We start from the raw sequence: 18,603 nt of genomic DNA on the forward strand, positions 1-18,603 counted from the left end.
CCCTCACTTTGGTAAACCAGCAATAGAAGCATTTACCCAAGGTGGTGCTACCAATCCCGTTAACATTGCATACTCTGGTGTTTATCACTGGTGGTATACCATTGGTATGCGGACGAACAATGACCTGTACCAAGGTTCAGTGTTCCTCTTACTGTTAGCAGCAGTCTTCTTGTTCGCTGGTTGGTTGCATTTACAACCCAAGTACCGTCCTAGCTTGTCTTGGTTCAAGAGTGCTGAACCTCGTCTGAACCACCACCTAGCAGGTTTGTTTGGTGTGAGTTCTTTAGCTTGGGCTGGTCACTTGATTCACGTTGCTATCCCCGAATCTCGCGGACAGCACGTCGGATGGAATAACTTCCTCACGACTCCACCCCACCCAGCTGGTTTGGCTCCTTTCTGGAGAGGCGACTGGGGTGCTTACGCTCTTAACCCAGATTCACCCAACCATATATTTGGGACGGCACAAGGTGCGGGAAATGCGATTCTGACGTTTTTGGGTGGTTTCCATCCACAGACTGAATCCCTATGGTTGACGGATATGGCGCATCACCACTTGGCGATCGCAGTCATTTTCATCATTGCCGGTCACCAATACCGGACTAACTTCGGGATCGGTCATAGCATCAAAGAGATGCTCAACGCTAGAAACTTCTTTGGCATCCGCACGGAAGGACAGTTTAACCTACCTCACCAAGGTCTATACGACACCTACAACAACTCCCTACACTTCCAGTTGTCCATACACTTGGCGGCGTTAGGTACTGCTCTTTCCTTGGTGGCTCAGCATATGTACGCCATGCCGCCCTATGCCTTTATAGCAAAGGATTACACAACACAGGCAGCATTGTACACCCACCACCAGTATCTCGCTGTGTTCTTCATGGTTGGTGCTTTTGCCCACGCCGCAATCTTCTGGGTACGTGATTACGACCCAGAACAAAACAAGGGCAACGTACTCGATCGGGTCATCAAGCACAAAGAAGCAATTATTTCTCACCTAAGTTGGGTATCCCTATTCTTGGGTTTCCACACTCTAGGTTTGTACGTCCATAATGACGTAGTGGTGGCTTTTGGAACTCCTGAAAAGCAAATTCTGATTGAACCGGTTTTTGCTCAATTCGTTCAAGCTTCTCACGGTAAAGTTCTTTATGGCTTAAATACTCTGCTGTCTAATTCAGATAGCGCTGCTTCATTAGCTGGTGCGCCTTGGTTACCTGGTTGGATTGATTCTATCAACAATGGTACTAACTCCTTGTTCCTTACCATTGGTCCTGGAGACTTCTTAGTACACCACGCCTTCGCACTAGGTATACACACAACTGTTCTGATTTGTGTCAAAGGTGCGTTGGATGCCCGTGGTACAAAGCTGATGCCTGACAAGAAAGACTTTGGTTTTACCTTCCCCTGTGATGGTCCCGGTCGTGGCGGTACGTGTCAAACTTCCGGTTGGGAGCAAGCTTTCTTCCTCGCTATCTTCTGGGCGCTCAACACTGTTGGTTGGGTCACCTTCTACTGGCATTGGAAGCATCTAGGTATTTGGCAAGGTAACGTAGCTCAGTTCAACGAGTCTTCTACATACCTCATGGGCTGGCTGCGCGATTACCTCTGGGCAAACTCCGCTCAGTTGATCAACGGGTACAATCCCTATGGTATGAACAACCTCTCTGTCTGGGCTTGGATGTTCCTCTTCGGACACCTAGTATGGGCAACTGGCTTCATGTTCCTAATTAGCTGGCGTGGATACTGGCAAGAGTTAATTGAAACTCTAGTTTGGGCACACGAGCGTACTCCTTTGGCGAACTTGGTTCGCTGGAAAGATAAGCCTGTTGCTTTATCCATCGTTCAAGGTTGGTTAACAGGTCTAGTTCACTTCACAGTTGGCTACATCCTAACCTACGCTGCCTTCCTCATTGCCTCAACCGCCGGGAAATTCGGTTGAACCTATTAAGAATTTAAAATCCTCTGACCTTTAGTAATCCTCCCTTTCTATGCTGTTAAGTTAGAAAGGGATTTTTATTATTGTAGGAAGCACATTTATCTACAAGCTGTGCTATTTTTTCTACTAGATATGTAAAATTTACTGGTTTATTCAAATAGAGCTGAAATCCAGATACGAGAGCGAGGAGATCCCCTGCATCTATATCTAAAGCAGTTAACGCAATAGCAGGGATTGACCGTTTCTTAGGAATCATAAGAGTTCTAATTTTACGAATTAATGAGAAACCATCCTCATTTGGCATAACAATGTCGATAATTAAAAGGTCTACTGTAAATTTTTTGATTGTTTCAATAGCTTCATTAGCAGATGCTACTGTCATTACCGTAATGCCGTATTCTTCCAAAATTAAGGTTATTAACTTACGAAAGTCAGCATTATCATCTATGACAAGTACTTGCAATCCAGTTAAGTTTTGAAAACTTATTTGATTGTAATGTATATCATGCTTCCCTGACCGATATAACATAATTGTCTTTGCCTCCTTAATCTTTCTATTAAAACTTGCGGTATTGAGAAACACATTAGTTCTTTACTTAGAGAATGTTTGTAAAGTCTACTGTTGTATCAATATCCCTCCTAACTCTGCTTAAAAAACTACGGTGTATACACAAGTCTGTAATAGCTTACAAATCAAAGTTCTAGCGTTAGTTTTACCCCACCCTAACCCAGACCGATAGATTGGGGAGGGAACTGGAAATTCAATAGCGAAGACAGCACAATTACAAACGAGTGTTATTGCCAAAACAAAAAAGCCTCTATTGTTTATAGAGGCTGTAGGTGACTTAGCTGCTTCAAAAAGTAGTAAACGTGCATATTTCTATTTTGACTTTAAGTCGTTAATAGACCCACATTCAAAAGGGATAAAGCTTATTATGTAGTGCTCTATACAGAGCAGCTTTATCTCACCTCAAGACCTTAATTCTCTGTTGGAATTTTTGTATTTTTCGTCACTAATTAAATTAAAGCTAGCTCTTCCTTAAGGAAAATTAGAATTAGCTATATGGTAGAGTTGAAAAGATTCAAGATATTTTTGAATCTTAATAGATGAGTTATGCTTTGTGAGCTATTAATTAATATTTATGTAAAATTTTGAACTATGAAAAAAGCTATTTTCCTGATATTACCTATGACTTTAATGGTGTGTTCCAACTTGAAAGTGCAAGCCCAACGAGTAGATTCTTCTAGAGAACGAGCTTACTTGGCATTAGTTAAGGGTGACACTCCTAATAGTTGTAGCTTTATGTCCGCCGATTACTTAGAACGGGTATCAGACATTGTTCAAGATTTGTTGTTTGTCCGCCCTGATGATTCACCAGAATGGGTCAGATATAAAGTGCGCTTTACTCCCGATCGCGATTATGCCCGTAATGCCTTGGAATGGACTGCGTTTGCAGGAGGAAATTATATTAAAGCTGTTGTAGATTTCCGCAACAATAGCGTTCAATCCCGCACCTTCACAATGGCAATTAATTACAACCAACCTAATGAAAGACGGTGCCAGTGGCTGGTACGAGAAGTAGGACAGGAAATTCAATCAAATTCTTCAACTTCATCTCTAAATCGGTGAGAAAGTTTTACACCTTTGAAAAGATAATTGTTTAGTAAAGTCAAGGAGAAATGAGAAATGAGTGATGCATCAAGGACTCACTAAATTTATACGTCCTCCTTGAAAGAGGGAAATTTTTTCTGGCGATTTGAGCTATTTTTCCGAAATTATCTTAGAGGATGTGGTAAAGACTCGTCATGACGAGCCTTTACGAATTATGGACTAAAGATTGTGCGATACACTTACACCCTTGACCTTAGCTGGGATAATAAAGCCATAGTAGGCAGTAGCTAGGGCTGCTAAAGCATTAAACCAAACATTATTACCAAACAGTGGCATCAAACCGAATGTTGTCATAGCAAAAGGCAGCAATCCCATAATGGCGAGTGCAGTATAAGCAACTGCAAAACTGACATTAAATAAACGGGCACTGCTCGCGCTGAAATAGGAAGCAATTCCTAATAATCCAACAGAACAGCGTACAAGGTTATGCAAGAAATTAGTAGGGAATAAGCCAAATATATAGCCAAATCCTTTAGCATATGGGCTTGTTGTTGCGTCAAGCGAGATGTGGGATATGTCTGTTCCAGGTACTGAGACTAAACCAGGTATAAACCCAGCTATACCCACAATCAAAAAGAGAATTCCAACTGTTAGAGCACAATAACGCTCTGTCAAATTCCCTGCCGTAACGTTTTCCATATTTTATGACTCCAAGTTTTGTAGAAAGCTAATACCAGTTTTCTGACTTTGGACACCATGTTAAAAAAATAGAATTCCTTTTACCTCTAACTAACGAAAGCGATTGATTATCTGCTGATATATCTAAATGAAGGTGTTGTTTTGAATGTAAAATGTAATTTTAAATACAAGTCTTGTTTACCTATTTCATGTTCCAATATACTTCTATTGATAGGCTACAAATAAATGATTTTTAGTGAATAATTAGGTTAGATACATCACAAAGTTTAAGAGGATGTTTGAAAAGTCATGATTGATGTATCAAATATTTTTTACCCCACCCTAACCCTCCCCTTGGAAAGGGGAGGGAACCAGATTTTTCTTGTTTCCCCCCAATACATCGGGGGGACTAAGGGGGGTAGTAATGTGATTAAAATCACAACAGACCACTTTTCAAACAACCTCTAAAAAAATGTTGTATTACCTATGGCTAAATCATAAAAAGCTCGCTAACCACTATAGCAATCCTAAATCATTTATAAACAATGTTAAATCATGTATGGTGGGCATTGCCCTACGTGTATTTCACAAAACAAATAAGATTGCTATAGTTCTAACACTTTGCTAACAAGCAATTGTCATCTTATTTCTATTGACTATAACTACTGTTTAATTTTATTGAAATTTTAGATGTCCTCCAAACTTTTTTGCTTTTTCTCCCTCTAATGTTGCGGTCAGAGGGAGATTTTTTTAGTCAAACCTAGAGATTACAGGTGTCCAAACAACGCTTACCTACACAGGCTGAAGGAAAATCAATTTATTTAAACAAATATAAACTTTGGTTGTATTTGTTTTACAAGTGATATAGTTATTTATGTGCCAAAACATAAATAACTATATCACTTTATTTGTAAGAGCGTAATTCGTTGCCCCTTACCTGTAATGTACAGTGCCAAGAAGTAGTAATATCAGCATCTATCTGCGATCGCTATCTAAGTAGTGTATACGAATAAATGGTAACTCAAATGTCTTCACGACCAGAGCAAGATGATTTTGAGGCATTACTGGAGTACTTGAGGCAAAAACACAATTTTGATTTCACCAGTTATAAGCATTGCAGCTTAATGCGTCAAATTTGTTACCGAATGCGACAAATATCTATTGGCTCCTTTAGAGAATACATAGATTATTTAGAAGAGCATTCAGAAGAAGTGACTCACGTTATCAATGCCTTCAAGATTAGTGTAACTAGCTTTTTCAGGGATAAAGCTGATTGGGATTGTCTCAGCAGCCAGATTATTCCAGAAATCATTGCAAGTAAGTTGCCTGATGAACCTATTCGAGTATGGAGTGCAGGATGTGCTTCTGGACAAGAAACTTATACTTTAGCCATGATTTTGGCTGAAAACCTTGCAATACGACAGTTTCTTCAAAGGGTAAGAATTTACGGTACCGATATAAGTGAAAAGGCACTGAACCAAGCCAAACAAGGTATTTATCCCAGTCACGAAGTCAAAAATCTTCCCATGTCTCTGTTGAATCGGTATTTTGAATTAGTCAATAACCATTATGTTTTCCGTCGTGACTTACGCCGCTCCATTATCTTTGAAGAGCGCGATATAATTCACAACACTCCAATACCTCGGATTGACTTATTAGTCTGCCGCAACACATTGATTTATTTTAGTCAAGAAGCACAAAGTAGAACCTTTGTACGCTTTTACTTTAGCCTCAAGGATAACGGTTTCCTCTTTCTTGGTAGTAGTGAGATGGCACCTAATTTAGAGCTCTTTAAAACCGTCAATCTTAGGCATCGTATTTTTACCAAAGTCCCACAAGCTTATTTCAAGCCTCAACTATTAGTCCAGGCTTTTAAAAAAATTTAATACAACTTCAATTGTCCCAAATAAAGCTAACTAGTCAGGATTGTCATTAGTCATTCGTTATTTGTAAGGATTTTAGCGCGTTTACATACCTTTACATAGTTATTTTTTTTCTTACCTAGCTACTGACTTTTCAAAGATTGTTACCTACTTTTCTTCTGCCCTCTAGAGCGAAATCTGGCTTGATTATCTGCAAACAATGCTTGAGTTTGGGCAAAGTTAGCTTGAGACTGAAGAAATTTTTGGTGATTTTCATTTCTCATCTTTATGTTTTCTGTCTTTAACTGTGCTAAATAACTCTTTTGCTCTGTTTGTTGCTCAGCAGTCCAAGTGTTATTTCCACAAAAAAGTTGGGGGATTACTCTACTCGATCCTATTTCCAGAGCGGGTTCTACAGGTTCTAACTCAATTAACTCGTTTTCAAGCTCTGGTTCGAGGACTTGCTTGGGTTCGCTGACAGATTCAATACCTAAAGCTTTCTGGACTGACTCTAAAACCTCAAGATATTTTTGGATCGCCAGATATGGTGTCAGTGGCTCAAAGAGTGGCTCTGTCATTTGGCTCTGTCACGTATAGATACACACCTCTTAATCTTGACAAATTTTTTGACTAATTTGACAATTTTTTTTAAAATTAACAAATCTTGAGGTTTTTGCCAATTTACTATCTCAAACTCTTGAAAAAGTAGGTTTTTGAGCATATTTTGTTGTAAATGTAGTCGGCTTGTCTTGTAACTCAGTCATGTAAGCACAAGCCATGTCAGATGAATTATGCGCCCAACCAACTCGTCCCTGGCGCTCCAAAAGAATACAGCCTGCTTCTCCTGAAACTCTAGAGGCTAAAAAGTCAATCGCCATCTGCGCTGCTTCGTCTGGGTGTCTATCTCGAGCAAGGAAATCAATGGCAGTTTTAGATAAAACCACTGGAATAATCGACTCCCCATCTCCTGTTGTTGAGCACCCACCAAATCGATTATCAGCATATAAGCCAGAACCAACAATTGCAGTGTCACCAACGCGACCTGCAGGTTGATTTGTAGTGCCACCTGTTGAGGTCCCAGCAACTAAAGTCCCATTGCTATCCAAAGCTACATAACCAATAGTGTTGGGGCGATCGATAACTTCTTGCTCTTCCTCCCATTGTTGCTGTTGCTCATCAGCAATTAAGTTTTCTTTTGCACAAATTTCGACTCCATTTTCTGCGGCATAGCGTTCTGCACTTCGCGCTACAAGGAGCATTGGTTTTTTATCCATAATCTTACGCGCTACTGAGATAGGATGGCGCACACCTTGAACTGCAGCGACTGCTCCCCAGCCTAGGGTAGCACCCTCCATAATTGCTGCATCTAGCTCTACCTCTCCCCGAGTGTTGAGAACTGCACCAAAACCAGCGTTAAATGTAGGGTCTGCTTCAAGAACGCGAATCGCTGCCTCAACAGCTGCTCCAGCACTACCTCCTTGGTTTAGTATTGCCCAACCTGCTTCCACTGCTGCCAAGCAGCCTGCATTGTTCGCGTCTACTTTTTCTTTTAAAATTGTTTTTGCTCCGCCGTGAACAATAATGCTTATTGTCATAAATTTTCTTTTGGATTTTGATAAATTTGTTCTGGAATAAATTGGCAAAAACTAGCTAAAAAAATTTATTTAATTTACCTAGTTTATTTAAAAAGTTACTGTTAATTTTAGATTTTAACCTTCTATCAATGGATATATTATCTTTTCAGATATAAGTTTAGTTAATATTAACTGACTTCGTAACTGTAAATACAAGTAGGGTGGGCATTGCCCACCATTATCACGTTGGTGGGCAATGCCCACCCTACTGAGATTTGTTCACCAATCAGATAGGATTGCTATAGTTAATAGTTAAGTCGGTTAAGCCGTTTTTTCCTCCCCTGCACCCCCTGCAACCCCTGCACCCCCTGCTTGTCTAACGCGACAATTTTCTCAGCCCTTGCAGTATTGAGTAGGGTGGGCATTGCCCACCATTATCACGTTGGTGGGCAATGCCCACCCTACAGTACTGAGATTTGTTCACCAATCAGATAGGATTGCTATAGTTAATAGTTAAGTATTAATATTACAAAGAAAGCTCCCAATTTCTATCTTGGGAACTTTGAAAATTAGAAGCTACTATCGTAAGGAAAATTATCTATTATTCCTGCTATCGATCGAGAGTAAGACTTCACCAAATCTACCTTTTACTATCTAACACTCTAATTCTATGATATTGTTTAAGCTTCTACCTAAAGAAGGGCTGAATGTTAAGTTAGCTTGTAGCTTTGAATACAAAATCTTGAGAGTTTTGTTGTGAAAGTCGTATGAGTTTTGATTTACTGCTGGTTAAAATTAAACCAAGAGGGTTTTTCGATTCACTCCCCCCCTGTACCATAATCAAAATGAATTTTAGTCAGTTGTTTGATGAGAAAATAGATACCATCGTCAAAAACTGGGTTGAAGCAGTTCGCCTAGATCGACAAATTGTAAGTACCGATAATTTATCGCGCTCAGCTATACGGAATCACCTTCCCGATGTTCTCAGAGCAATGACAACCGTGCTTTCTCAATTCCAGGACAGCGATATTCAGTCTATCGTGCAAAACAGTCTCGAACATGGCATTTTACGTGCTGCACAAGGTTTCACTCCACAAGAAATTGCACGCGAGTATCGTCTGCTACGCCAAATCATCTTGTCTACTCTAGAAGCAGACTTAGTAAACGGTACAGTTCGAGAAGTCATGCGAGTTCATAGAGCGATTGACGAAACTATCGACGAAGCTATTGGTGAGTGCTTTAAAAGTTATGTGGAAGAGCGATTGCAGGCACTACAGCAGCTACAAAGTCAGGCAGAATTAACCAATCAGGAACTGACTCGCTTGGTTAAAGCCAATCAGGAAAACCTTTCTCATCTTGCTCACGAACTCAAAAATCCTCTAAATTCAATTATTGGATATTCGGAGTTGATTTTGCGAGCTTCTCAAAAGAATACTGGGGCTGAGAGTGCTTTTCGCCATCTCGAACATATTGAGCGAGTCGTGCGTAACGGCAGACAGTTACTCCGCCTAATCAACGATGCTCTAGAAATCTCGCGGTATCAGGCTGGGAAGATGAAACTGCATCCAGTGCCAACAGATGTATGCTCTTCCATTGAGGATGTGGTTAAAATGTTGGAGCCTCTCGCTAGTGCAAAAAAGCTACAGATAGTCGTTGATTGCAATTTATCCGATCGCTCTACTTCAGACCTACCCAAAACAGTAGTCGTCGATCCCCTCAGGTTACAACAAATCGTCACAAATCTTCTCAGCAATGCAATTCGTTATACAGAGTCGGGAAGCATCAAGTTAAGGTACGGTATACTATCTGACAACCAGTGGCATATCTCAGTCAGTGACACAGGAGTTGGAATTGCACCAGAAGATCGAGAGCGTATTTTCGATCCCTTCTTTCGCTTGCACAACAGTGTCACTCACTTAGTGGATGGTACTGGCTTGGGACTGGCAATTGTCTGGCAGTTAGTAAAACTCATGCAAGGAAAAATAGAGTTAGTTTCCCAAGTAGGGGTTGGCTCTACTTTCACGGTTATTTTGCCTGTCAACTCAAGCTCGAAGATTGAAGAATGAAAGATCTAGAAAATATTTAATTTTCAAACTGTATTGCCAGCGATCGCAATTCATAAGATGAAAGTTAGTTTTATAATAGCTATTCCTTAGCTGACTAACCTCTTACCTCAGGAGGGTCTCGCCTTTATACAATGCCTACCAAAAGCTTGAGTGGTGGGCACTGCCAACCTTACAGTACTTAAATTTTATTATAAATAATTTAGGATTGCTATATCTTATCTAATTGTTAGAAATAATGTGTTTATCCTCACAATTTTACTTTATATTAAATAGGTCTTTTAGTAGAACTATCCTCAACGCTTAGTAATCCTTAAGTATGATGTCGCAAGTCGTAATTATTTGGAACTATAGCAGCAAGTCATCCTTAAAAATACAGCGAAAAAACTTATGCGATCGCAAGAGATCCAAACAACAAGAATTGAGAGTAACGAGCGCTCGATAGATAACAAGTTCAACTCTACAAACGAGCGAAAAGAAAACAACTCAGAACTAATCGAGCAGATAGAAGTAGATAAATCCCTCCCTAGCCAAGCTGCACTTAATCCTTTAGTACGTAATGGTTTAATTATCAGTATTTTAGCGTTACTATTTGTTGCTTCCATTTACTATGGGGTTATCAATCCTTAAGTTGTTTTAAAGCAAAACTTATTCCATCTTTATCGCATAAAACAAACTATCTAACTAGCCACTCATTTAAGGGCAAAGAGGGATGCAATCTTTGCTTTTAGAGTGGCTATATGAGGAGCAGTACAGTAAGGCAAGATGTATTTGTCTTAAAGGCATTAATTCATAGTTTCATAAATGTCGTCTTCATGCAATAAAATTGTGGTTTCAGGACCAATTCTCCCCATTTCTGGTTCTGGACCTTTTGACATTTCAACAGCATATTTCCAAGTATGGGAATCCGGTTGGTAATATAAAATTGTTCCTACACCCCCAAGGAAACGGACGACTTGATGTGTACTAAATTTGGGAGGTACTATCAATTTATTACTCATTCTTATAAATGCTCCTGAGAGATTGGTGATTTTTTAGCTTTCATTAAATAAATATAATTGTAGAAAAAACAAACAACGTCTAACTAAAGAACTGACTGTGTTTCTTTCTAAAGTCAATTTGTTATTACAATAACTTGTAATTTGATATACATATTCCTGTAATATTTGCAGAATAAATAAGTTTTGATGATTAAGTTCGAGCAGTTCCTAAGCTCCCCGACTTCTTTAAGAAGTCGGGGAGCTTGTAATTCCTCAAAATCAATTTAGTCAAGAATTAGTTTGTATTTGCAATGCATGAGAAGATATTGCAAATACAGACCGATAAATACATTCCTTAAGAGAGAAGTTTTTAACAAGTAGGTAAATTATTTTGAAAAAAGGAGCGTAAGTTAAAATTTGCAAAAGCAATATTTAACAATAACTTATTATTTTCCCTACTTAAAAGTAGGGAAGTTTATTAATAGATTATTTTTATAAAAAATCACAAAAAAATGGCACAATCAATGCCTTATTAACTGCAAATATCAACTTTAATATATTATGAATCCAGAACAACTGAGTCACGAACTACGATTCGGCGACACCCCCGACTTAATGCGTCGCCGATGGATTATTGGTCTATCTATGGTAAGTGCTACCATGAGAATTCTCGTCTCGCTTTATCAGACCGGAATTATTCGCCATTTACCCGATCCACCCATACCATATTTTGACTCAGACAGAGTTGACGCATCTGAATACGCATACAGTCGGTTTGAGACTCCTGATGGGCTGATGACGATAACCAATTATGCCATCACAGCTTGGCTAGCTGGAGCTGGCGGTCAGAACCGGGCGCAAGAGAATCCATTGTTGCCGATCGCAATGGGTGCTAAACTTCTGTTTGACGCAGTTACCGCCCTTGAACTAGCTCGTGAGGAATGGAGCGAGAATCAAGCGTTTTGTGCGTACTGCCAGATTGCAACACTTTGCTCGCTTGCGTCAGTTGCGATCGCAATACCCGAAGTCCTCAGTGCTATCAATACCCTCACAAGTCAACGGAAGGTTGAAGGATAAAATACAAAGGATAAAGGCTGAAAGATAAAAAATTACACTTTCTCCTTTGTCCTTTACCGATCGCTATTTTGACAAATGACAGAAGTTGTTTTTGGTAACGCTGCAAGCGAAGGTACAAATCGCTGGGGATGGTTCCTCGGTCACTTCATTACCCCAACTGACGATCCCCGATCTACAGAAGAGCTAGAAGTCAAATGGGCTAATTATAAAGTGGGTGACAGCAGAGTTAAATGGTCAGTCAATAACCAAGCAGCAACTATTGCCATTCTGATTCATGGGGAATTTCGCCTCAAACTTGAAGATAGGGAAATTTTATTGTCACGTGAGGGGGACTACGTTCTCTGGGGTGCAGGCATACCTCATTCTTGGATAGCTGAATCTGACTGCACTATTCTCACTATCAGATGGCCTTCAAAACCGGGTGATAGCGTTGCTACAACACCTAGTAGTTAATACGGTAGTATTTCGTTCAATTCTACTTGTAATACTTACAGCAGTTTTCAAGTAAATAAACCATACTATGCCCTCGAATGTACGGGCGGGGACGCCCGTACATTCGAGGGCGGGCGGGGACGCCTGCCCCACAAATTGTGGTCTATTAAGAGTGAAAATTGCTGTAATTATGCTAGTAGAATAGATTAAGAACGTTTCTACCAAAGCGCATGGAATCGGTAAATAATACAAATCCAACCTTTTTAAGGGATTCACAGTTAGAATCACACAATAATGAGGCTGACGATTCTCTGGATTTTTCCCTACTATTTGATAGTCTAGATTCTTTAGAAATTCTTATAGATATTTTAAAACAAATTTTCATCAAACTTAATCAATCCGATCGCACAGTTGCTCAATTTCCAAAAATTCAACAGGAAGATAGTCAAGTTATACAATTTCCAACTCTTCAGTTTAACGAATCATCTGAACTTGAAGATAGAGTAGAGCTTTTGTGCGAACAAATAGAAACACTCAAGAATTTATTGTATTACAAAGAGTCAGAACTGCAAGAGATCCGCCAAGAGTTGCACGAGACAAATGTAGATTTATGTGGTGCAACTAATTCATCTTGGCGATCGCTTGATGAAGCTAAAGAATTAGCAAAAAAACTTTTGGTAAGTAAAAAGTCTAGCAATGAAATTTTAGCAGAACTACTAGATACTCTGTGTAATTTGACGGTCACACCTTCACAGTTAGAACATCGAGAAACATTATCAAATTCTATTAAACCTTTAATAAGCAAGCCAGTCAATTATAGATTTACGAATCATAAAGCGACACAAACTAAGATGATAGAGGGGAGAAAGAAAGCTACTACAATTCGAGCGCAATCTAAAATACTTATAGAACAGGCTTGTAAGCTTCAAGCTCAATTCACAGAGATTCAAGCTCAATTTATGGAACAAGGAGTTAACTTTATTGGTTCTCAAGCTTCATTCACGGCTCGTCAGGCGAATGTTAGGAACAGACAGAAGAAAAAAATTCATCGAGCTGAGTTTAGTCAGCTCGATGAATTTCGCTCCTTGGTCCACACGGGAAAGGAGTAAAAACATTTACTGCTTAACGGCTTTCATTGACAAACTAATCCGCTTCAGCTTTTCATTCACTTCCAGCACTTTGACTTTCACAACTTGTCCGACTTTCACAATTTTCTTGGGATCGTCTACAAATCTGTCAGCTAATTGAGAGATATGTACCAAACCATCTTGATGGACGCCAATATCAACAAATGCACCAAAGTTAGCAACATTGGTAACAATCCCTTCTAGTTCCATTCCGACTTTCAAATCAGTAATTTCCTTAATTCCTTCTTTGAAAGTGGCATACTTAAACTCAGCTCTAGGATCTCTTCCCGGCTTTTCCAATTCGCTAAAGATATCGCGTAATGTTGGTTCGCCAATGCTGTCAGTTACGTATTTTTTGAGATTGTTTTTTTTCAATTGCTCGGCAATTTTGGTAATTTGAGTTAAGGGAACTTTCAGATCCGATGCGATCGCTTCTACAACCGAGTAACTTTCTGGATGCACTGCAGTATTATCGAGGGGATTTTCACCATTGCGAATGCGTAAAAAACCTGCGGCTTGTTCAAATGCTTTTGGTCCCAACTTAGGAACTTTCAACAATTGGCGACGGTTTTTAAATACACCATTTTGGTTGCGATAAGCCACAATATTATTAGCAACACTAGACGTAATACCAGAAACAAAGGTAAGAAGTTCTTTAGAAGCCGTGTTTAAGTCTACACCAACATAATTTACGCAACTTTCAACAGTTTCTTCCAATTTTTTCTTCAACAATTTTTGATCCACATCATGCTGATACTGTCCTACACCAATAGATTTGGGGTCAATTTTGACAAGTTCTGCAAGGGGATCTTGCAAGCGCCGTCCAATACTAATAGCTCCCCGAACGGTGATATCTAAATTGGGAAATTCTTCAAGAGCAACTTTGCTCGCCGAATAGATAGACGCCCCTGACTCGTTGACGATTACCTTAATTGGTTTTCTATCCAACGTTTGCAGAACTTCCAAAACAAATTCATCCGTTTCGCGAGAAGCCGTACCATTACCAATAGCAATTAACTCTATTTTGTATTTCTCAATTAAATTTTTCAGAGTTTTTGCAGCTTCTACGCGCTGATTTGCTGACAGATGGGGAAAGATTGCTTGATATTCTAAAAATTGACCTGTTTGGTCGAGGACAGCAACTTTACACCCAGTCCGGAAACCCGGATCTACCGCCAAAGTAGGTTTCATCCCTGCTGGTGCAGACAGTAATAACTCTCGTAAATTAGCTTCAAATGTTTTGATGGACTCAATGTCTGCAAAAGCTTTCTTTTCAGAAACGACTTCACTGACTAAAGATGTTTTCATCAAACGGTTGAAAGCATCTTTAAGCATTGCTTGATAGAAGTCCCTTACAGCGCGGACTTTTGTTTTAATTTCTTTTGATTCCAAATAAGATAGAACGACATCTTCATCAAAAGAAATGTCAAAAGACAAGATCCCCTCAGCTTCACCGCGACATAATGCCAGCATATTGTGAGGTGCGATATTTTTGACCCGCATTTGGTAATTGCGGTACATTTCAAATTTAGTTGTGCCTTCTGGATGGTCGTCCTTGATACGGGAAACAAACACTCCTTCGTCTAAAAGGTATTCCCGTACATAAGAACGCGACTCTGCTTTTTCAGCCACTTCTTCTGCCAAAATATCAGACGCACCGCGCAACGCCTCTTCTACAGTTTTGACACCTTTCTCTTCAGAGACGTATTTTGCTGCTTCCTCATCCAAAGAAGCGGCGACACCATTTTTAACGTTTAACGACTTAATAAATTCTGCAAGCGGTTCTAACCCTTTTTCTTTTGCAACAGTGGCTCGCGTGCGACGTTTTGGACGGAAGGGTAAGTATAAATCCTCAAGTTCTGTTTTTTGCAAACAGGACTCTATCTTTTCTTTAAGTTCGTCAGTCAGTTTACCTTGTTCGGCGATCGCATTTAAGATTGTGGATTTTCTTTCTTCCAATTCTGTTAAGTAAGAATACCTATCTGCTAATTGACGTAACTGAACTTCATTCATTTCTCCAGTACGTTCTTTACGGTAACGCGCAACAAAGGGAATTGTCGCACCCTCTGCCAAAAGATCCAGTGCGTTTTGTACCTGATAAGGTTTAAGGTCTAGTTCGGTAGCTAGTGATTGAGGAATGTTTAGCATCGGGTGTTGCAGTGGAAAACGCTACTTTTTTAAAGTCATACGCTAAATATATTTATCAGCGCAAGAAGATAGTGTTAAGCTAGTTTAACAGACAGATTCGGAATCTTGTATTTATACGTTGTTGTTATGAGTAACGCGAGCGAGCTAAAACTGAATAGCTGTTAGAAAAGGCACACTAGTTACTGACAACAGCCCCAATATGCACACATTAACGCTTCTGCTATGAACCCAGAGGTGAGGAAAAATGGCTTTGTTTTTCTTAGTTCCGCTACTTACCGGCTTGGTAGGTGGCTACATCTTCAAAAAATGTACTGACGAAATTGGGTATTTCGTGGGGATATTTGCAGCTCTCTGCTTTGCCTTAAGCTTGGCGATCGCACCTTGGCAAGTTTTGCTTTTGCTGCTCCTAGTTATTCTCATCACCACCCAAAAACTTTTGCAGCGAGTAGAAAACCATCATGAAAACTTAAATGATACCGAGCAAAGAGAATTAACCGCTCCCAAACGCCAGGTAACTGAAGAAGAAATAGGACGAAAATACCGTGGTATAAGTTACTGAGTAATAATTTATACTAGAATCGCTAACGAGGAAAAACTAGCAGGAGTAAGCCTTTGACATCCCATAGTTAAAGCGGCTCCTGTAGTTTAAAAATTTTTAATTACAGTCGTTACCACATTTAGAAACTTTTGCCCACACTCTTGTTGTTTGAGTCGTACTAGGAGTAGGTACAAATTCCACTTTAAGAACCTTCAGCTTTTCTTTAGGTTTAAGAACAGCTACAGCTTTTTGTTCTTGATAACTAAAGTTAGGTAACTGTGGTCTATTTTTCCTTAACGTTACTCCTGGTTTAACAGTTACAGTAACTATCGATCCTGCTGACGGAACAACACGAGAGTCAGTAGATTGTAAATCTTCGCTTAAAGGTTTCCCAACCGATACTGCACCTGGGTGATTATTGACATTTCCCAAAAAAATCCAACCATCAGCGATAGGAACTTCTTTTAATTTTGGAGATGATGTTGCAGCAGAAACTGACTTGAAACTTTGACTGGATTCTACCTGTCTAGATTCCGGGGATTTAATTGCAAAGAGATTTTGTTTGGAAATCAATGATAAGATTGTGCCAACTAAAGCTATTACCCCAGCACCTATAAGAAATTTTCCGATTTCAGCAAATTGTTGGCTTTTTTCCGATTGTGCTTGAGTTTTTTGCTGCTGAGGCGGTTGGTGCTCTTCTTGTCTTTCTTCAAACTTTGTAGGTTCAGTATTTTCTTCAAAATTATTAGCCTGTTGTAAATTATTCAAGCTTTGACTAACCCACTCATTACCATCATGACTTCGAGGGTTGTCGCTTGTATTTTGAACTGCATCGATACCAACTGCATGAGGTTCAATCAGTTCGATTGTTTTCCCAACAGCATCCGATGTATTTACTACAGAGTACCAAAAATCTTCAGGTATATCTTTTACTGTATCAACTTGACTAACGACAGAAGTATTAACCTGCTCTACTGTTTCTTTGAGTGTATTGCCGTCATTTACACAGAGGTCAGCATCCTCAGTGATATTCTTAAATTCATTAACTACAGGTGACTTTACCTCTTCAGGTTGCCCTTTTGCGTTTTCTTCTACAACAACTACAGAAGAATCGGGCTGTTCTATGGTACTTTTAAATATGACATCTTCAGTATTTCCACTAAAATTAACAACCCCGGCTGCATTAATAGCCGCATCTACAACAGAAGGCTTCACCTGGTCAACTGTATCTTTGACTGCATCAACAACACTGACAACAGAAGGCTTTACCTGGTCAACTGTATCTTTGACTGCATCAACAACACTGACAACAGAAGGCTTTACCTGGTCAACTGTATCTTTAACTGCATCAACAGCACTGACAACAGAAGGTTTCACCCGGTCAACCGTATCTTTTACCGTATCAACAGCACCTACTATGGAGGGCTTGACCTGCTCTACTGTGTCTTTTAATGCATCTCCCACACCATTGACATTATATTGAACGGCATCAGCTACAGTTTTAGCTGCACCCACAACGCCTTCTACAGTAGCATTTACGCGCTCAGCCGTACCCTTTCCTACCAAAGCACCAGCAACTGCACCCACTACACCACCAACAGAGCCTCCAACTCGGCGACCAAGCAAACCACCAATAGCTGCTCCAACAATTCCACCCCCGATACCTGTTGCTGCTCGATAAGCTATACGTTGCTTCCCACCAGAATAGTCAACTTTTTCTTGGTGCTCAACAGGCTGCTTGCGATCGCTCATCATTACTTTCTCCTCTCGCTTAAGGTAGTATCAGATTCCAACTGAAGCAGCTCGTTCTTAATTCAAAATTAATCTAACAGTCATTAGATAAGACATTAATAACCCGAAGACATATATCTCTCAGTAATGCCCAGAGCGTGAACTGTCAAAAAATAAGGTGGGCAATGCCCACCCTACGTCTTATTTCTGGTTCTCCACTGGAACTAAAATATAAGTGGTCTGGTTGTTAGAGTTACCGGGTATGTTGGGGAGATTGGTCACCTGAGTCCCAGAGGGCAAATTATCCTCAGCTACTTTAGTGGCTACGTCCACTGTACCTTTGATATTGTCGTTAACACCTTCAGCAGCACCCTTGACGATGTTCACAGTGTTATTAACTGTGTCGCCTACATTCATTGCTGTAGCTTTAACAGCAGACAAAGTACCGTTGACAGTTTCGTTAATACCCAAAGCAGTATCCTTGACGCTGTCTCCTACATCGTTGACAGTATCGTTAACACCATCAGCTATTGAACTTACTGCGTCACCCACACCTTTTACAGTTTGGTTAACCCTTTCGGCTGTATTCTTGACCGAGTTCCCCGCTCTTTTTACACTTTGGTTAACCCTTTCGGCTGTACCCTTAATAGTTAAAGCCCCAGCTATTGCACCTAACGTAGCACCAATGAGTGCTCCAATCGCTATTTTAGATAACCCATTGTTCGAGTCTTTACCTGATTCATAAGAAGCATTAGGTTGGTCTCCCGCAAAAGCGGTATTGTCTTCACCGTTAGGATGCTCGAAAACCTGCTGATTTCCATTCATAAGAATTATTTCCTTTATGC

17 protein-coding genes are annotated in these 18,603 nt (G+C 39.9%); 9 read left to right on the forward strand and 8 right to left on the reverse strand.

From position 1 onward, the window contains the following. The coding region (gene psaB, locus ACKTT2_RS15195) for a photosystem I core protein PsaB (protein ID WP_407888258.1) at nucleotides 1–1,939 on the forward strand (1,939 nt) is incomplete at its 5' end. A gap of 55 nt (nucleotides 1,940–1,994) precedes the next feature. Here psaB and ACKTT2_RS15200 read toward each other — a convergent pair. After that, nucleotides 1,995–2,465, reverse strand: a complete 471-nt coding sequence (locus ACKTT2_RS15200; RefSeq protein WP_407888260.1) for a response regulator — start codon at nucleotides 2,463–2,465, stop codon at nucleotides 1,995–1,997. A gap of 630 nt (nucleotides 2,466–3,095) precedes the next feature. On the opposite strand from ACKTT2_RS15200, the gene ACKTT2_RS15205 reads away from it, so the two are divergent. Then, nucleotides 3,096–3,566, forward strand: coding sequence for a hypothetical protein (locus ACKTT2_RS15205; RefSeq protein ID WP_407888262.1), 471 nt, complete (start codon nucleotides 3,096–3,098; stop codon nucleotides 3,564–3,566). 201 nt (nucleotides 3,567–3,767) lie between these two features. Here the strand turns inward: ACKTT2_RS15205 and ACKTT2_RS15210 are convergent, their stop codons facing one another. Then, nucleotides 3,768–4,247, reverse strand: a complete 480-nt coding sequence (locus tag ACKTT2_RS15210) for a DUF4383 domain-containing protein (RefSeq protein ID WP_407888264.1) — start codon at nucleotides 4,245–4,247, stop codon at nucleotides 3,768–3,770. Between the two features lie 1,004 nt (nucleotides 4,248–5,251). Here ACKTT2_RS15210 and ACKTT2_RS15215 point away from each other — a divergent pair. Then, nucleotides 5,252–6,112 carry a CheR family methyltransferase gene (locus ACKTT2_RS15215; protein ID WP_407888267.1) on the forward strand — a complete coding sequence of 287 codons (861 nt, stop codon included), beginning with the start codon at nucleotides 5,252–5,254 and terminating at the stop codon, nucleotides 6,110–6,112. Between the two features lie 140 nt (nucleotides 6,113–6,252). Here the strand turns inward: ACKTT2_RS15215 and ACKTT2_RS15220 are convergent, their stop codons facing one another. Together ACKTT2_RS15220 and ACKTT2_RS15225 are read right to left on the reverse strand one after the other, a co-directional pair. Then, nucleotides 6,253–6,666 (reverse strand): hypothetical protein, encoded by a 414-nt coding sequence (locus ACKTT2_RS15220; protein WP_407888269.1) that lies wholly within the window; start codon nucleotides 6,664–6,666, stop codon nucleotides 6,253–6,255. 111 nt (nucleotides 6,667–6,777) lie between these two features. Beyond that, nucleotides 6,778–7,683 carry an isoaspartyl peptidase/L-asparaginase family protein gene (locus ACKTT2_RS15225; protein ID WP_407888271.1) on the reverse strand — a complete coding sequence of 302 codons (906 nt, stop codon included), beginning with the start codon at nucleotides 7,681–7,683 and terminating at the stop codon, nucleotides 6,778–6,780. An 824-nt stretch (nucleotides 7,684–8,507) separates the two neighbouring features. Between ACKTT2_RS15225 and ACKTT2_RS15230 the strand changes: the two genes are divergently transcribed. Together ACKTT2_RS15230 and ACKTT2_RS15235 are read left to right on the forward strand one after the other, a co-directional pair. Further along, nucleotides 8,508–9,728, forward strand: coding sequence for a sensor histidine kinase (locus ACKTT2_RS15230; protein ID WP_407888273.1), 1,221 nt, complete (start codon nucleotides 8,508–8,510; stop codon nucleotides 9,726–9,728). Between the two features lie 387 nt (nucleotides 9,729–10,115). Further along, entirely contained in the window at nucleotides 10,116–10,355 is a 240-nt protein-coding gene (locus ACKTT2_RS15235) for a hypothetical protein (RefSeq protein ID WP_407888274.1), read from the forward strand. A gap of 155 nt (nucleotides 10,356–10,510) precedes the next feature. On the opposite strand, the gene ACKTT2_RS15240 is transcribed toward ACKTT2_RS15235, so the two are convergent. After that, nucleotides 10,511–10,726 (reverse strand): hypothetical protein, encoded by a 216-nt coding sequence (locus ACKTT2_RS15240; protein WP_407888276.1) that lies wholly within the window; start codon nucleotides 10,724–10,726, stop codon nucleotides 10,511–10,513. A gap of 540 nt (nucleotides 10,727–11,266) precedes the next feature. Between ACKTT2_RS15240 and ACKTT2_RS15245 the strand changes: the two genes are divergently transcribed. The 3 genes from ACKTT2_RS15245 to ACKTT2_RS15255 all read left to right on the forward strand — a co-directional run bounded on the left by ACKTT2_RS15245 (nucleotide 11,267) and on the right by ACKTT2_RS15255 (nucleotide 13,323). Further along, entirely contained in the window at nucleotides 11,267–11,782 is a 516-nt protein-coding gene (locus ACKTT2_RS15245; protein ID WP_407888278.1) for a vitamin K epoxide reductase family protein, read from the forward strand. A 75-nt stretch (nucleotides 11,783–11,857) separates the two neighbouring features. Beyond that, entirely contained in the window at nucleotides 11,858–12,235 is a 378-nt protein-coding gene (locus ACKTT2_RS15250; RefSeq protein ID WP_407888280.1) for a cupin domain-containing protein, read from the forward strand. A gap of 209 nt (nucleotides 12,236–12,444) precedes the next feature. Further along, nucleotides 12,445–13,323, forward strand: coding sequence for a hypothetical protein (locus tag ACKTT2_RS15255; RefSeq protein ID WP_407888282.1), 879 nt, complete (start codon nucleotides 12,445–12,447; stop codon nucleotides 13,321–13,323). A 6-nt stretch (nucleotides 13,324–13,329) separates the two neighbouring features. Here ACKTT2_RS15255 and ACKTT2_RS15260 read toward each other — a convergent pair whose 3' ends face one another. Beyond that, nucleotides 13,330–15,489: a Tex family protein gene (locus ACKTT2_RS15260; RefSeq protein ID WP_407888284.1), complete on the reverse strand. Its 2,160-nt coding sequence runs from the start codon at nucleotides 15,487–15,489 to the stop codon at nucleotides 13,330–13,332. Between the two features lie 244 nt (nucleotides 15,490–15,733). Here ACKTT2_RS15260 and ACKTT2_RS15265 point away from each other — a divergent pair, with 244 nt between their 5' ends. Further along, nucleotides 15,734–16,048: a hypothetical protein gene (locus ACKTT2_RS15265; protein WP_407888286.1), complete on the forward strand. Its 315-nt coding sequence runs from the start codon at nucleotides 15,734–15,736 to the stop codon at nucleotides 16,046–16,048. 96 nt (nucleotides 16,049–16,144) lie between these two features. Here ACKTT2_RS15265 and ACKTT2_RS15270 read toward each other — a convergent pair whose 3' ends face one another. Both ACKTT2_RS15270 and ACKTT2_RS15275 read right to left on the reverse strand, forming a co-directional pair. Beyond that, nucleotides 16,145–17,782 (reverse strand): hypothetical protein, encoded by a 1,638-nt coding sequence (locus ACKTT2_RS15270; RefSeq protein ID WP_407888288.1) that lies wholly within the window; start codon nucleotides 17,780–17,782, stop codon nucleotides 16,145–16,147. Nucleotides 17,783–17,959: 177 nt separating this feature from the next. Beyond that, entirely contained in the window at nucleotides 17,960–18,583 is a 624-nt protein-coding gene (locus tag ACKTT2_RS15275; RefSeq protein WP_407888290.1) for a hypothetical protein, read from the reverse strand. Between the last annotated feature and the right edge of the window lie 20 nt (nucleotides 18,584–18,603).

It is taken from the genome of Scytonema hankhaensis NUACC26 (assembly GCF_045865695.1).
Lineage (GTDB): Bacteria > Cyanobacteriota > Cyanobacteriia > Cyanobacteriales > Nostocaceae > Scytonema.

Bases quoted from the DNA above. Each gene is read 5' to 3' on its own strand.
- ACKTT2_RS15245 (WP_407888278.1), top strand. From the start codon at position 11,267: ATGAATCCAGAACAACTGAGTCACGAACTACGATTCGGCGACACCCCC.
- ACKTT2_RS15220 (WP_407888269.1), bottom strand. From the start codon at position 6,666: ATGACAGAGCCACTCTTTGAGCCACTGACACCATATCTGGCGATCCAA.
- ACKTT2_RS15200 (WP_407888260.1), bottom strand. From the start codon at position 2,465: ATGTTATATCGGTCAGGGAAGCATGATATACATTACAATCAAATAAGT.
- ACKTT2_RS15210 (WP_407888264.1), bottom strand. From the start codon at position 4,247: ATGGAAAACGTTACGGCAGGGAATTTGACAGAGCGTTATTGTGCTCTA.
- ACKTT2_RS15205 (WP_407888262.1), top strand. From the start codon at position 3,096: ATGAAAAAAGCTATTTTCCTGATATTACCTATGACTTTAATGGTGTGT.
- ACKTT2_RS15265 (WP_407888286.1), top strand. From the start codon at position 15,734: ATGGCTTTGTTTTTCTTAGTTCCGCTACTTACCGGCTTGGTAGGTGGC.
- ACKTT2_RS15270 (WP_407888288.1), bottom strand. From the start codon at position 17,782: ATGATGAGCGATCGCAAGCAGCCTGTTGAGCACCAAGAAAAAGTTGAC.
- ACKTT2_RS15215 (WP_407888267.1), top strand. From the start codon at position 5,252: ATGTCTTCACGACCAGAGCAAGATGATTTTGAGGCATTACTGGAGTAC.
- ACKTT2_RS15255 (WP_407888282.1), top strand. From the start codon at position 12,445: ATGGAATCGGTAAATAATACAAATCCAACCTTTTTAAGGGATTCACAG.
- ACKTT2_RS15250 (WP_407888280.1), top strand. From the start codon at position 11,858: ATGACAGAAGTTGTTTTTGGTAACGCTGCAAGCGAAGGTACAAATCGC.
- ACKTT2_RS15260 (WP_407888284.1), bottom strand. From the start codon at position 15,489: ATGCTAAACATTCCTCAATCACTAGCTACCGAACTAGACCTTAAACCT.
- ACKTT2_RS15230 (WP_407888273.1), top strand. From the start codon at position 8,508: ATGAATTTTAGTCAGTTGTTTGATGAGAAAATAGATACCATCGTCAAA.
- ACKTT2_RS15240 (WP_407888276.1), bottom strand. From the start codon at position 10,726: ATGAGTAATAAATTGATAGTACCTCCCAAATTTAGTACACATCAAGTC.
- ACKTT2_RS15275 (WP_407888290.1), bottom strand. From the start codon at position 18,583: ATGAATGGAAATCAGCAGGTTTTCGAGCATCCTAACGGTGAAGACAAT.
- ACKTT2_RS15235 (WP_407888274.1), top strand. From the start codon at position 10,116: ATGCGATCGCAAGAGATCCAAACAACAAGAATTGAGAGTAACGAGCGC.
- ACKTT2_RS15225 (WP_407888271.1), bottom strand. From the start codon at position 7,683: ATGACAATAAGCATTATTGTTCACGGCGGAGCAAAAACAATTTTAAAA.